Annotated in this window: 14 protein-coding genes; 7 read left to right on the forward strand and 7 right to left on the reverse strand. The window is 31.9% G+C overall.

The window, feature by feature from the left end:
• The 3 genes from EXD82_RS02405 to EXD82_RS02415 form a co-directional block, all read right to left on the reverse strand.
• Positions 1-1,449, reverse strand: a complete 1,449-nt coding sequence (locus tag EXD82_RS02405; protein WP_142535320.1) for a sodium:solute symporter family protein — start codon at positions 1,447-1,449, stop codon at positions 1-3.
• 79 nt (positions 1,450-1,528) lie between these two features.
• On the reverse strand, positions 1,529-3,634 hold the full coding sequence (locus EXD82_RS02410; protein ID WP_142535321.1) for a BglG family transcription antiterminator: 2,106 nt from the start codon (positions 3,632-3,634) through the stop codon (positions 1,529-1,531).
• Positions 3,635-3,637: 3 nt separating this feature from the next.
• Complete coding sequence (locus tag EXD82_RS02415; protein WP_142535322.1) at positions 3,638-5,014, reverse strand: PTS mannitol transporter subunit IICB; 1,377 nt, start codon at positions 5,012-5,014, stop codon at positions 3,638-3,640.
• 226 nt (positions 5,015-5,240) lie between these two features.
• Between EXD82_RS02415 and EXD82_RS02420 the strand changes: the two genes are divergently transcribed.
• The 6 genes from EXD82_RS02420 to EXD82_RS02445 all read left to right on the forward strand — a co-directional run bounded on the left by EXD82_RS02420 (position 5,241) and on the right by EXD82_RS02445 (position 9,383).
• Positions 5,241-5,744: a PTS sugar transporter subunit IIA gene (locus tag EXD82_RS02420; RefSeq protein ID WP_142535323.1), complete on the forward strand. Its 504-nt coding sequence runs from the start codon at positions 5,241-5,243 to the stop codon at positions 5,742-5,744.
• Positions 5,745-5,746: 2 nt separating this feature from the next.
• Complete coding sequence (gene pfkB, locus EXD82_RS02425) at positions 5,747-6,670, forward strand: 1-phosphofructokinase (protein ID WP_142535324.1); 924 nt, start codon at positions 5,747-5,749, stop codon at positions 6,668-6,670.
• Positions 6,671-6,739: 69 nt separating this feature from the next.
• Positions 6,740-8,005, forward strand: coding sequence for a zinc-binding dehydrogenase (locus EXD82_RS02430; RefSeq protein WP_142535325.1), 1,266 nt, complete (start codon positions 6,740-6,742; stop codon positions 8,003-8,005).
• 151 nt (positions 8,006-8,156) lie between these two features.
• A complete protein-coding gene (locus tag EXD82_RS02435; protein WP_142535326.1) occupies positions 8,157-8,588 on the forward strand; it encodes a GNAT family N-acetyltransferase in 432 nt (143 codons plus the stop codon).
• Positions 8,589-8,592: 4 nt separating this feature from the next.
• The gene (locus EXD82_RS02440) at positions 8,593-8,787 is read left to right on the forward strand and encodes a hypothetical protein (RefSeq protein WP_142535327.1); all 195 of its coding nucleotides are present in this window, start codon (positions 8,593-8,595) and stop codon (positions 8,785-8,787) included.
• A 95-nt stretch (positions 8,788-8,882) separates the two neighbouring features.
• The gene (locus tag EXD82_RS02445; protein ID WP_142535328.1) at positions 8,883-9,383 is read left to right on the forward strand and encodes a VanZ family protein; all 501 of its coding nucleotides are present in this window, start codon (positions 8,883-8,885) and stop codon (positions 9,381-9,383) included.
• A 42-nt stretch (positions 9,384-9,425) separates the two neighbouring features.
• Here EXD82_RS02445 and EXD82_RS02450 read toward each other — a convergent pair whose 3' ends face one another.
• Both EXD82_RS02450 and EXD82_RS02455 read right to left on the reverse strand, forming a co-directional pair.
• Positions 9,426-9,863: a hypothetical protein gene (locus tag EXD82_RS02450; protein WP_142535329.1), complete on the reverse strand. Its 438-nt coding sequence runs from the start codon at positions 9,861-9,863 to the stop codon at positions 9,426-9,428.
• A 102-nt stretch (positions 9,864-9,965) separates the two neighbouring features.
• Positions 9,966-10,211, reverse strand: coding sequence for a hypothetical protein (locus EXD82_RS02455; protein WP_142535330.1), 246 nt, complete (start codon positions 10,209-10,211; stop codon positions 9,966-9,968).
• Between the two features lie 314 nt (positions 10,212-10,525).
• Between EXD82_RS02455 and EXD82_RS02460 the strand changes: the two genes are divergently transcribed.
• Entirely contained in the window at positions 10,526-10,978 is a 453-nt protein-coding gene (locus EXD82_RS02460) for a GNAT family N-acetyltransferase (RefSeq protein WP_330573683.1), read from the forward strand.
• Positions 10,979-11,029: 51 nt separating this feature from the next.
• Here EXD82_RS02460 and EXD82_RS02465 read toward each other — a convergent pair whose 3' ends face one another.
• Both EXD82_RS02465 and EXD82_RS02470 read right to left on the reverse strand, forming a co-directional pair.
• The gene (locus tag EXD82_RS02465) at positions 11,030-11,638 is read right to left on the reverse strand and encodes a sugar O-acetyltransferase (protein ID WP_142535331.1); all 609 of its coding nucleotides are present in this window, start codon (positions 11,636-11,638) and stop codon (positions 11,030-11,032) included.
• A gap of 102 nt (positions 11,639-11,740) precedes the next feature.
• Positions 11,741-13,405 (reverse strand): glutamine--tRNA ligase/YqeY domain fusion protein, encoded by a 1,665-nt coding sequence (locus EXD82_RS02470; protein ID WP_142535332.1) that lies wholly within the window; start codon positions 13,403-13,405, stop codon positions 11,741-11,743.
• Between the last annotated feature and the right edge of the window lie 141 nt (positions 13,406-13,546).

The raw sequence follows: 13,546 nt of genomic DNA on the forward strand, positions 1-13,546 counted from the left end.
TTATTTCCCCTTTCTGAAAAAACCAGCAGAAGATATGAATTTATCAGCTTTTTCGTATTCAGGTTCTGTAAGCAGACTTACAGATGTATATACTATTATCGAAAGAGTAACACCGATTATAGCCTGAAGAGCAGATTGCTGTTCCCATAATGACGGAAGATTTATTCCAAAACTTATGAAAAGATTATATATGGAATACATAAATCCTGTAATCATAGAAGCCATAGCTCCTTTTGAATTTCCTCTTCTCCAGATAAATCCGGCGATAAGAGGTATAAATATACCAGATGTTATTATATCTGACGCAATCCATGCTATTTCAAGAATTGATCTTATACGAAGAGAAATAAAAAGAGCGACTGCGGTTACAATTAAAGTGGCCGTTCTTGAAAATTTTAGTTTTTTCTCTTCTGTATCAGCTTTTGTATAGAGATCTATCGATAAAGTCATGGCACCCGTATTTATAAGGGAGTCCATTGTAGACATTATAGCAGCTGCAATACCGATAAACACAACTGCTCCAGCTAAAGGAGACATATAGTTCATAACCACCGCGGGAACAATACCTCCCTCAGGAATTTCATCAAATAATACTATACCAGCCATTCCAGTAAAAACTACGATAAGATATAGCGGAATATATGCAAAGAAACTCATAATAGTCATTTTTCTTGCGTCGGTATCATCTTTTGCAGCTGATATTCTCTGCCATACATTTGCCTGTATCATCCATGCACATCCAAAGGTAATAATATAAGGAAGATATTTTGATGCCCCGTTTGTAATACTCATGTAATTATCTTTTCCAAGAGCTTCAGATGCGGAACGTATGCCATCGAACCATCCGGCATTATTCATAGATACAATAAACACAGCAACAGCGGAAATCAATAAAAGAACAAACTGTATAATATCTGTCAGAACAACACCTCTGAACCCTCCGAATATAGAATAGATAAAAACTATTCCTGTTCCAACTATTATAGCCATTTCATAGCTTAGTCCAAGGTATGTTCCGAAAAAATTACCAATCCCAACCATCTGTGATGCAGCATTGAATGTCATAAAAAGAAGTATCATAACAGAAAGAACTTTTGATACACCACTTGAATATCTGGATTCCATCATTTTACCCTGAGTAAGAAAACCGACTCTTCTTATAGCTTTTGAACCAATAATCATAAGAAACGTAGATAGAAGAACTGGAACTCCATAATACCAGAATGCTCCAAGCCCATCTGAATATGCAAGATCGGCAGTGGATATGGCGGAACCTGCTCCCCACCATGAGGCTATAAAAGTTATAGAAAGTGCCCAGAATGGAAGAGTTCTTCCTGCAAAAAAGTAATCCAGGACATTGTGATTTTTCTTTTCTTTTGTAACTGCGAATAAAAGTACAGCAAAGTATAAAATAAGCCCAATCAGTGAAAAAATCTGAAGTTTGTTCATATATAAATTCCTCCTAAAAAATACTTCGATATAGAAATATATTATTTCGATATCGAAGTATTGTCAAGTTTATTTAATTTTATATTTTTACATCTGATATAAACTGTTTCATAGCAAAAGATATTATATCAGAGCATTTCTCTTTATTGTTTGATGAGAGAGCATCGAGAAATGATTTATTTTCAACGATAAGTTCACTTATTATACCTAGTATTTTGCTGTTTTCATTTGCATATTTGTCTTGTGGAATAAGCATTGTTGCTATACATCTGATATTTTTAAAATATTCATCAGTAAATGTCATATGATTATCCGGTATACATACATGAAAACTGATATTTTTTACGCCAGCCGTTCTTGTATGAAATATAGCAAAACCAAGATCTGAAAATACCTGCGAGGATAGAGATTCTCTTTTCAGTATATCAGAAAGAACTATATCAAAAGATTCATCATCATTGAGTATAAAGTCTCTCAGAATGTTTGTATAATCTCCAAAAGAAATATCAGAAGGTATTTCTGAAATAGAAAATCTTTCCAGAAGATATTTTATGTTATATGTAATTCTATGCATAAAATCCAGATATTTTATAAAATCCGACTCAGTATCATTTTTTTTAGGAGATACTTCATATTGTTTTATTTTATTTGATATTTCCTGAATATTTTTATCTGTTATAAGTGGACCGACATAAATCACATCGTATTTATTAGACTCATCCAGATTTATTGCCGATACAAAGAAATCCATATCGTCAAATACTTTTTTATTAAGATCACTTTTACCATATGTAAAAATATCAGATGAATGTTTAAATTCCTTCTCAAGTCTTGTCTTCATAAGCATTGAAAGACCTATACCACTTGAGCACACAACGCCAATTTTTACCCTTCTTTTTGAAATACCAGTATCCTCTATTCTTGACAGCGCGGCTCCGAAATGTACTGCAAGAAATCCGGTTTCCTCTTCAGGAACTTTATATCCAAGCTTATTTTCAAGAAAAGAAGAAACGTGCTCGCATTTTTTATATATTTCAGAGTAATCCTTTCTTATCTGTTCAAGCAGGGGATTTTTTATTGAAAGACCGTTTGAAAGTCTGACTATTGTAGGCTGCATATGAGATATAAGACCTCTGATAAAATCATCATCCTGTTGAAGGAGATACGAAGCCTCGTGGTCAAATATTTCTATCATATCATAAACAAGTGATGTTAAATCATGTACATCAGACACAGAAGACTCATTGAATTCAGATGAATCTATAATCTGAGATTTTGAACCTTTGATATGGAGACATATGTATGAAATCTCTATATCTGGAATTTTTATATCAAATTCTGACTCCAGGGAAGAAGCAATTGCCATGGCAAGAATATAATCCTTGTCATTTTCCAGTTTTTCTTTCAGTCTGTTGTCTGGTTCAATTATTTCATTTTGCATGATTCTATTTATAGCTATTGTTGTATGAAGAATAAGCCCTGTGTATGATGTATCAGTAAGATTTGCAATATGAGAATTGTTCAGACTCATTATACAACTTATAACTCTTTTTATAATATCCTTATCCAAAAGTGAGTATATATTATTGCTGTCCTTTGATGATACCATATTCATTATCGCATCGTTTCTTACATCATATACACTATCCGAGATTATAGTGTCAGAAGTTATATTTTCATCTATAAAAGAGGACATTGCAGCTCGATAAGCTTTTTCACTTCCATCAAGATAAACACCGTATCCCTGTTTTCTTATAACTGATATTCCAAACTTTTTAAACCAGGGAGATATACTGTCTATATCGCTGCTTACTGTTGCTTCACTTACTGTAAGAATGTCAGCGTAATAAAAAAGTTTCTGGGGTTCTCTTTCTTTTAGAAGTTCAAGTATAAGTCTTTTTCGTCTTTCATCTCTGTTGGAAACATCAAGTGAATCATCTTCAGAAAGTATTGACAGAAGATTTTTTCTGTCTGAATTTTCACCTTCAATCCATACACCAGTACCGGCCTTTGAATGAAATGAAAGATTATATTTCTTTAATGTCGATGGAAGATACTCCAGTTCTCTCTGAACTGTTCTCTTGCTTACACCTATGATATCCGCCAAAAATTTTACTGATACAGGATTTTCCTGGTTAAGCAGTGTAATTACAATCTGTCCCAGCCTTGGTGAGAAATCATTCATTATCTAGCCTCCTTTCCTGATGCTATCTATTATTTCATCATATTTTTCCATATTCATAAAACTATCCATTTCAATTACAGTTGCGTATTCACTTAGTTTATCAATTCTGCTTACAAGTCCTTTCTGACATATAATAAGATCCGCATCTTCAGATATATTATCAAGTGGACATGCTGATACATCTATTCCTGATAAATTGTTTTCTTTAAGTTTCTTCCTGAAAATAGATGCGGCAAGTACACTTGAACCCATTCCGGCATCACACACAAATACAATATCCTCAACGTAATCAGGAAGTATGATTTCTGAGTCTTTAGGCTCGATATTTTTATTTTCTGTAGATATTAAATCACGTATATTTATACCTCTATTTTTTATGAGTAATATTGCATATGACACTATATATGATGAGAAAGCTGACCGTAATATTGAAATAAAAAGATTAAACCAGTCAGAGGAAGGACACATCATAAACATAGTTATCACAGAACCTGGAGAAACAGTTCCAAAAGCACCTACATCCAATAAATAAAATAAATAATTACCTGTTATACCGCCAATTATAAGAGCTGGAAAAAGATATAGGTGAGACATAATTACAGGAAAATATATCTCATGAATACCGCCTATAGCCTGAACTGTCATACATGAAGAGTAAAAACTTCTTTTTTCTCTGAAGTATAAAAAACATGCAAAAAGCATTCCGAATCCTGGTCCCGGGTTTGATTCAAGTAAGAAAAGAGCTGATTTTCCACTTTCGGATACCGATGTCATTGCAGCAGGAACAAGAATACCATGATTTATACTGTTATTTAAGAAAAATACTTTTCCTATTTCTATAATAGAAGTAAATATAGGCAACATTTTCAGTGTAAATGTATGAGATACAAGCCACGAAAAAATTTCATCAAGAGTGCTACTTATAGGAGCAATTATAAAATATACAATACATATTGCAGATACAAATAATACTCCAAGAACAATATTTCTGTACACCATTTCAAATTTTTCCGGCTCTGATTTTTTAAAATAATCGATTATTTTGTCACCTGTCCTACCTGTAATATAACCAAGAATAATAGATACCGATATAGATGAAAAACTATATCCGGAAGATCCGATACAGATACCCATAAGAGCAGCAATTATAGATGAATATATACTCCCGCTTTTTCTCGATGCGGAAAATGCAAGCAGTGAAGGGATAAAATACTGATATATATTATATTTTATACCTTCGAGAGCTGGATTGGGGAAAAAACCCGACTCAGAAAAGAGAAGAGACATAAATCCAAGAGCAACAAAAACTGAAATATTGGATGATATAACACTGCTATAAAATCTGACTGCAGAAGTTATTTTATTATTTATTGTTATCATCTCCTTTCTTAATTGTGTTTTAATTATACCCTACAAATAAAACGATTTCAATCTGATGATTACTGTAAATACTGGAGTTAAGGGATATATGATTTTGTCACCAGATGATGGTGACAAATACGATTTTGTATTTATTGATAGTGAAATGTTGTGGGAATTATAATAAGGTCATAGAAAACAAGAAAAACAAATCAAAATAAGATAGATTGATAAGGAGGCATTGAATATGTTCTTTGGAAGAAAGAAAAAAAATAATGTATGTGAGGAAAACGTTGATAAAAGTATAAAATCACCATCTAAGAAGCACGAACTTTTAAAAAAAGAAAATATAATAACTGGGTGTAGCAGAATGACAAAGGAAGATACGATAAGAAAAGTTGGTCAGATGCTTGTTGATTCCGGATATGTAAATGAAAATTATATAGAAGGAATGATAGAAAGAGAAAAGAGCTTTTCTACTAATATAGGAAATGCAGTAGCACTTCCACATGGTACAGAAAGTGTAAAAAAAGAAGTAATATCTTCTGGAATAGCAGTTATGACATTTCCTGAGGGAACTGACTGGGGTGGAGAAGATGTAAAACTTGTTATAGGAATAGCAGGTGAGGGCGGAACTCATCTTGAGATACTTTCAAATATAGCCATGAAACTTATGGAGCAGAGTGTTGTAGATGATCTTGTAGAAAGCAACGATGTGGAAAAAATATACAAAATGTTTGTGGAGGAATAAAAATGATAGTAACAGTAACAATGAATCCTGCAATAGATAAAACAATAGAAATAGATGAAATGATATGCGGGGGACTTAACAGGATAAAAGCTTTTGAAAGTGATGCAGCAGGCAAAGGAATAAACGTATCAAAAACCATAAAGGCGCTTGGAGGAAAAAGTATTGCAATTGGTTTTATTGGTGGAGATGCCGGTAATACAATAAAAAATGCTCTTGATGCAGAAGGTATAGAAAATGACTTTGTATATGTTGATGGAATAACAAGAACAAATACAAAGGTATTTGAAAACAGTGGAAGAGTTACAGAATTAAACGAACCAGGTCCGAATATAAAAGACGAAGATATAGAAAAACTTTTTGAAATAATAGAAAAATACGCAAGCAAAGATACTCTATTTATACTTGCCGGAAGTGTTCCAGCAGGTGTAGAAAAGACAATTTATAGAGATATAACAGAAAAAGTTCACTCACTGGGAGCAAAAGTATTTGTGGATGCTGATGGAGAGATTTTTGTAAGAGCTCTTGAAGCAAAACCGGATTACATAAAACCAAATGATGTAGAACTTGCTCAGTACTGTAATATATCAGGGGATATAACAGAGGATCAGATTATAGAAATGGCAGAAAAGCTTGTATCAGAAGGTATAGGTCATGTTGCAGTGTCTATGGGAAAAGAAGGTGCGATATTTGTTTCAGAGGATGAAAAATTTATGTGCAAGGGATTAAAAGTAGAGGCACATTCAACAGTAGGAGCAGGAGATGCAATGGTAGCTGCAATTTCTTATGGAGTATCTGAGAAAATTTCATTTAGAGATTGTGCAAGACTTGGTATAGCTACATCTGCAGGAGCAGTAATGACAAAAGGAACAAAACCGCCTACAAAAGAAACTGTAAATTCTCTTATAGGGAAGGTAGAGTTTAAATAGATTATAAAACAGATTGACTTAGAAAAGTTAGAGGATATTGAAAATAATATATATCAGGAGGAATTTAAAATGAAAACTAAAGCAGTACGTATGTATGGAACAAGAGATTTAAGATTAGAGGAGTTTGAACTTCCAAAAATAAAAGATGATGAAATACTTGTAAAAGTAATGAGTGACAGTATATGCATGTCTACATATAAACTTGCAGAGCAGGGTAAAAAACATAAAAGAGCACCACAGAATATAGATACAAACCCTGTAATAATAGGTCATGAATTTGCAGGAGTAATAGTTGAAGTAGGAGAAAAATGGAAGGATCAGTTTAAACCAGGTCAGAAATTTGCTCAGCAGCCTGCACTTAACTACAAAGGAAAACTTGATTCACCAGGCTATTCATATGAATTCTGCGGTGGTGCATGTACATACTGTATAATGCCTCACGAGGTTATGGAACTTGGATGTCTACTGAACTACGATGGAGATTCATTCTTTGAGGCTTCACTTGGTGAACCTATGAGCTGTATAATAGGTGGATACCATGCAAATTACCACACAAACAAGAAAAACTACAACCATGAAATGGGAACTAAAAAAGATGGAAATATCCTTATAATGGGTGGATGTGGTCCAATGGGACTTGGAGCTGTAAGTTATGGATTACAGTTTGAGAACAAGCCAAAGAGAATAGTTGTTACAGATATAAGCGATGATAGAATAGAAAGAGCAAAATCAGTTATACCAGAAGAACACGGAGCAGAAAAAGGAATAGAACTAAAATATGTAAATACAGCAAAAATGGAAGATCCTATAAAAGAGCTTATGGATATGACTGATGGACATGGATTTGACGATGTATTTGTATACGTTCCAATAAAAGAAGTTGCAGAAATGGGAGACAAGCTTCTTGCATTTGACGGATGTATGAACTTCTTTGCAGGACCTACAGATAATCAGTTCAGTGCAGCGATAAACTTATACAACTGCCACTATACAAGCACTCATATACTTGGAACTACAGGTGGAAACAATGACGACCTTATAGAAGCAAATGAGCTTGCTGCAAAAGGAGCTATAGAACCAGCAGTAATGGTTACTCATATAGGGGGAATAGATAGTATAGCAGATGCTACATTAAATCTTCCAAATATACCTGGTGGTAAAAAACTTACTTATACTCAGATAGAGATGCCTCTAACTGCTATAGATGATTTTGAAAAACTTGGAGAAACAGATCCTCTATTCAAAAAACTTGACGAAAGCTGTAAGGCTCACAGAGGATTATGGAATGCAGAAGCAGAAAAAATACTGTTTGAACATTTTGGAGTAGAGTGCTAGAAACCTTAATTTCATTATATTTATATAGAAATACACCGTTTGTAAATAACAGACGGTGTATTTTGTTAATGGAAAATTTGTAGTCTTGATTGAAATATAATATTGAAATATAATAATGAAGTAGTATATCTTAAAAAAAGAGGCGTTTATAATGATTAGGGCAAAAAACGATAAAGACATAAATAGAATAATGGAAATCTGGATAAATACAAATATAAAAACGCATAGCTTCATAGACGAGAGTTACTGGAGGAAAAATTTTAGTATAGCAAAAGATATGATATCAGAATCTGAAATATATGTTTATGAAATAAATGGAGAAATAGTTGGCTTTATAGGACTGATGGATTATTATATTGCTGGAATTTTTGTAGACTGTAGATATCAATCAAAGGGTATAGGAAAAGAACTAATAGATTATATTAAAAATATAAAAAAACAATTAAACTTAAATGTATATATCAAAAATAGCAGGGCGGTGGATTTCTATCTAAGAGAGGGATTTACAAAGCTTGAAGAATCTATAGATGATAATACGAATGAATGCGAATATAAAATGATATGGAAAAATAATAAGAGGTGATATTATGAAAAAAGAAAAAAACAAAGAGTTAATGTCTGCTTTTTATTGGGGACTGATAGCAATTGTATGGTTTGTTATAGCATTTTTAAAATTTAAAACAGATTCCGCTACATGGATAATAGGGTTAAACTTATTAGCAGGAGTTCTTTTCTTAATAAATGCCATAGTAAAATTTGTAGTTTATAAAAAAAATAAATAAAATATAATCATAAAATTTAAGAAATCTTAAGTATTATCACTATAGATTCATAAGATATTCATATTATAATTAAACCCATAAAGGGGGCGAATTATATGACAAAAGATATAAAGTTATCAAAAGTATTGTTTATTATCTATATGTTGATTCTTTGCTGGATTATACTTTTTAAATTTAAATTTTCATTGGAAAATATCGGTCAGATGAGAAACATAAATCTTGTTCCTTTTGGGGAATCAATGATAGTAAATGGAAAAGTAAGTGTGGATGAAATAATAAACAATGTTATAGTTTTTATACCCGTAGGCGTTTATCTCTCTATGATAAATAATGAATGGGGATTCAAACAAAAGACAATATTCATATTTCTGATAAGCTTATCATTTGAAGTGCTTCAATATATAATTGGTATAGGAGCAAGCGATATAACAGATCTGATAACAAATACTACGGGAGGAGCTGTAGGTATAATCGGGTTTTCTATTGTCAATAAAATTATGAAAGAAAAAACGCTGACTTTATTAAACAGAGTTGCCCTTATGTGTACGGGAATGATAGTGATTTTTATAGGACTTCTGATTGGAGTTAATATATAGAAAAAAACTGCGTCTACCAATTGGTATTCGCAGTTTTTATTTTTAACTTGATTTTTTGTATCTGATTATATCCTGAATATTTCTGATACTCCACAGAAATACCGGAATTATAAATACTATACCAATATACGTAACAAATAAATTTTTACCCCTAAAACTGAAAAAATATACTATAAAAAGAATTATTCCTATAAAAGAAGGAATAAATTTCTTTTTAACAGCTTGTTTAGAATTGATATTCGAACGAAATAAAGATATAAGAGAATCTATTCTTTGTACATAGAATGAAACAAAGAGTATTGATAATAAATTTAGTTTTCCCCAAAAGTATACATATTCTTCTGGGTTTAAATTGTAGATGTTATAAGCAATAAATGAAAAACATATAAGCAGTATAAAATCAAAAAAAGTAAATTTTTTTGAATTAATAATATTTTTATATTTACTGTATATAATAAGATAAGGTGTTCTTAAATCCATAAATAGCCACCTCCGAATATTATGTTTAGTATATTATATCAGAATCATAATATTTGGGTATTCAAAAGTAATTTCTGTAACTATTTGTAATAAATGTTTAAACTATTTAAGATCTCTTAAAAATTCGTATGAACTTTTAAGGGTTCTTATTGATGCTGAAAATACAGGATATACAAATATAAGCGCTGTAAAAGACCAGCAAGCAGGTATTTTAAAAAGCATAAAAAGCCATAGTATGAATACCGCAACTCCAATTAAAGAGATTATTCCAAAAAATATAGCTGATATGGCCGAAGAAACACCTTTTGTTGATTGAGATACTATAAAATCAACTCTTTCATAAAACATATATATGTATATTATTATAAAAAGTGATAGTGGCGAATCAGTATACTCATAAAAAAGAACCAAAAAAATCGGAACAAATAATAATATTAAAAATAAATCTATTTTCGAAAAGCGTCTAGCTCTAAATATCTGAACAAATTTATTCTGAAAGATAGTATATATCTGTTTTAAATCCATAAAACCAACTCCTTTTATTTGATTATATCATAGACATATTATTATGCCATAAAATAGTAAAAATATAAATATTGACGGAATTATTTGAATATGATAACGTCAAATTAAATTAAGAGTTAAAATTAGGGAGAATAAGAATGATTCATATAAGAAGATACAAAAGTGACGACGTATATAATATGGCAAAACTTTTTTATGATACTGTACATAGTATAAATCTGAATGACTATAATGAGGAACAGGTAAATGCCTGGGCAAATGGAAATGTGGATTTGAAGTTATGGGATGAAAGATATTTAAACAGTTATACTGTAATATCAGAAGATAAAGATATTATGGTGGGATTTGGAAATATAGATAAAAGTGGATATCTTGATATGCTTTATGTACACAAGGATTATCAGAAGATGGGAATAGCAACTATGATATGTAATGAACTTGAAAAACAGGCAGATAATTGTGTTTCAGTACATGCATCAATTACAGCAAAACCATTTTTTGAAAAAAGAGGATATATAGTTATAAAAGAGCAGAGGGTCAATATAAGAGGAGTATATCTTACAAATTATGTAATGGAGAAAAGAGTATAGGTTATATGAACAAAAAATGCGATTGAGAAAGGATCTAATCGCATTTTTTGTTTATATATTTGTAAAACCATCGCATAAAAGAATTTTATCTTTTTCAGAAATTTCCCTGATAACCCTACATGGATTTCCGGTAGCAACAACACCTGATGGAATATCTTTGGTTACAACACTTCCTGCACCAATTACAGTTTCATTCCCTATAGTTACCCCTCCACATATAGTGGAATTTGCTCCTATCCATACATCATTGCCGATAGAAATTGGTTTTGAGACAAGGACTCCTTCTGCTCTCTGGGATGGATTTATTGGATGCGATGCACATGCTATGCATACACCAGGTGCAATAAATACGTTTTTTCCGATATATACTGGAGATGTATCTAGAATCACACAGTTATAATTTATTATTGTAAGACCTGATGTGTGAATATTTAATCCATAATCACATCTGAAAGATGGCTCGATAAAAGTAAGAGGATGGCATGTTCCCAAAAGTCTGTTTAATATTTCAGATCTTTTTTCGGTTTCAGCAGGAGAGGTCGAATTAAATTCAAAGCATAGATTTTTTGCATTTAATTGTAATTCAGAGGGTATTATTCTATGGTCACAAGCATATCCCATATTTTCTTTCATTATATTTTTCATATCCGGTTTATTCATAAGATTTCCTTTCTACATTTGAATTTATATTAAAATAAAATCAGACTTACTTAAATTTAAATAAAAAATATAGAGCTGACTTTTAAAGTCAGCTCTGATTAATTATTTAGATATTTTAAACTTGCTCTTAAGTGGAACTATTCTGTTGAATACTGGTTTTTCTTCTGTAGAATATTTAGGATCTACGCTGAAGAATCCATTTCTGAAGAACTGGAATTTATCAAACTCCTTAGCTCCTTTTATCTGAGTTTCTTCTACAAATCCTTCAAGAACCTCAAGTGAACAAGGATTTATCTGATCAAGGAAGTCTTTTCCTTTATTTTCTTCAAGATTGTCAAGTATAAGTGGTTCAAATAATCTGAACTGAGCAGGTACAGCAGTTTTTGAATCTACCCAGTGTATAGTTGACTTAACTTTACGTCCGTCGTTGCTTTCTCCACCTTTTGTTTCAGGATCGTATGTACAGTGAACTTCAACTACATTTCCGTTTTCATCTTTTACACATCCTGTACACTTAACAAAGTATGCACCTTTAAGTCTTACTTCGTTTCCAGGGAATAGTCTGAAGTATTTTTTAACAGGCTCTTCCATGAAGTCTTCCTGCTCTATATAAAGTACTTTAGAGAATGTAACTTTTCTTTTACCTTTAGACTCATCTTTTGCATTGTTTTCAACTTCTAAAACTTCACTCTGATCTTCTGGATAGTTGTCTATTACAAGTTTAAGAGGTCTTAAAACAGCCATTGCAAGAGGTGCTTTTGGCTGAAGATCTTCTCTAAGGAAGAAATCAAGCATCCGACTGTCTACAGTAGAATCAGCTTTTGATACACCTATTTCAGCACAGAAGTTTCTTATGGCTTCTGGAGTATATCCTCTTCTTCTAAGTCCAGATATAGTAGGTATACGAGGATCATCCCATCCATCTACTATGTTGTTGTCTACAAGCTGCTTAAGTTTTCTCTTACTCATTACAGTATTTGTCATGTTAAGTCTTGCAAACTCTATCTGTCTAGGAACACTTTCCATTTCACATTCTCTGACAACCCAATCGTAAAGAGGTCTCTGCTCTTCAAACTCAAGAGTACATATAGAGTGAGTTATTCCCTCTATTGCGTCTTCAAGTGGATGAGCAAAAGAGTACATTGGGTAGATACACCATTTATCTCCAGTGTTGTGGTGAGTTGAATGAGCTATTCTGTATATTACAGGGTCTCTGAAGTTTATATTAGGGCTTGACATATCTATTTTAGCTCTAAGAACTTTTTCACCGTCTGCAAATTCACCGTTTTTCATTCTTTCAAATAAATCAAGGTTTTCTTCTATACTTCTATTTCTGTATGGACTTTCTTTACCTGGCTCTGTAAGAGTTCCTCTGTATTCTCTCATTTCATCCGCTGTAAGATCACATACGAAAGCCTCACCTTTCTTTATAAGAAGTACCGCTCTATTGTACATTTCATCGAAATATTCTGATGCAAAATAAAGATTATCCCAATCGAATCCAAGCCACTTTACATCATTTTTTATAGACTCAACATACTCAACTTCTTCTTTTGTAGGGTTTGTATCGTCAAATCTAAGATTGACCTTACCTTTGAATTCTTTTGCAAGTCCGAAGTTAAGGCATATACTCTTCGCATGACCGATATGAAGATATCCGTTTGGCTCCGGTGGGAAACGTGTAATAATACTATCGTGTTTTCCAGTTTCAAGATCATCTATTATTATATTTTTTATAAAGTTTGATGATACAGTTTCATTTGACATAATAATTCCTCCTTTTTGTTTTAGTTAAATATCAATTAAACGTATAATAACATATAATAATTTTAATCTAATATCGAGAAAAAATAAAGAGTAATGAGAGTAAAAGATTAATATTTATTAATTACGGTCCATTGTGGGTAA

The sequence above is a fragment of the Peptacetobacter hominis genome (genome assembly GCF_006861675.1).
In the GTDB taxonomy this organism is placed as follows: Bacteria; Bacillota; Clostridia; order Peptostreptococcales; family Peptostreptococcaceae; genus Peptacetobacter; species Peptacetobacter hominis.

Coding starts and splice junctions, on each gene's coding strand:
- EXD82_RS02450 (WP_142535329.1), bottom strand. CDS start 9,863: ATGGATTTAAGAACACCTTATCTTATTATATACAGTAAATATAAAAAT.
- EXD82_RS02435 (WP_142535326.1), top strand. CDS start 8,157: ATGATTAGGGCAAAAAACGATAAAGACATAAATAGAATAATGGAAATC.
- EXD82_RS02445 (WP_142535328.1), top strand. CDS start 8,883: ATGACAAAAGATATAAAGTTATCAAAAGTATTGTTTATTATCTATATG.
- EXD82_RS02440 (WP_142535327.1), top strand. CDS start 8,593: ATGAAAAAAGAAAAAAACAAAGAGTTAATGTCTGCTTTTTATTGGGGA.
- EXD82_RS02410 (WP_142535321.1), bottom strand. CDS start 3,634: ATGAATGATTTCTCACCAAGGCTGGGACAGATTGTAATTACACTGCTT.
- EXD82_RS02405 (WP_142535320.1), bottom strand. CDS start 1,449: ATGAACAAACTTCAGATTTTTTCACTGATTGGGCTTATTTTATACTTT.
- EXD82_RS02455 (WP_142535330.1), bottom strand. CDS start 10,211: ATGTTTTATGAAAGAGTTGATTTTATAGTATCTCAATCAACAAAAGGT.
- EXD82_RS02420 (WP_142535323.1), top strand. CDS start 5,241: ATGTTCTTTGGAAGAAAGAAAAAAAATAATGTATGTGAGGAAAACGTT.
- EXD82_RS02415 (WP_142535322.1), bottom strand. CDS start 5,014: ATGATAACAATAAATAATAAAATAACTTCTGCAGTCAGATTTTATAGC.
- EXD82_RS02465 (WP_142535331.1), bottom strand. CDS start 11,638: ATGAATAAACCGGATATGAAAAATATAATGAAAGAAAATATGGGATAT.
- EXD82_RS02460 (WP_330573683.1), top strand. CDS start 10,526: ATGATTCATATAAGAAGATACAAAAGTGACGACGTATATAATATGGCA.
- EXD82_RS02470 (WP_142535332.1), bottom strand. CDS start 13,405: ATGTCAAATGAAACTGTATCATCAAACTTTATAAAAAATATAATAATA.
- pfkB (WP_142535324.1), top strand. CDS start 5,747: ATGATAGTAACAGTAACAATGAATCCTGCAATAGATAAAACAATAGAA.
- EXD82_RS02430 (WP_142535325.1), top strand. CDS start 6,740: ATGAAAACTAAAGCAGTACGTATGTATGGAACAAGAGATTTAAGATTA.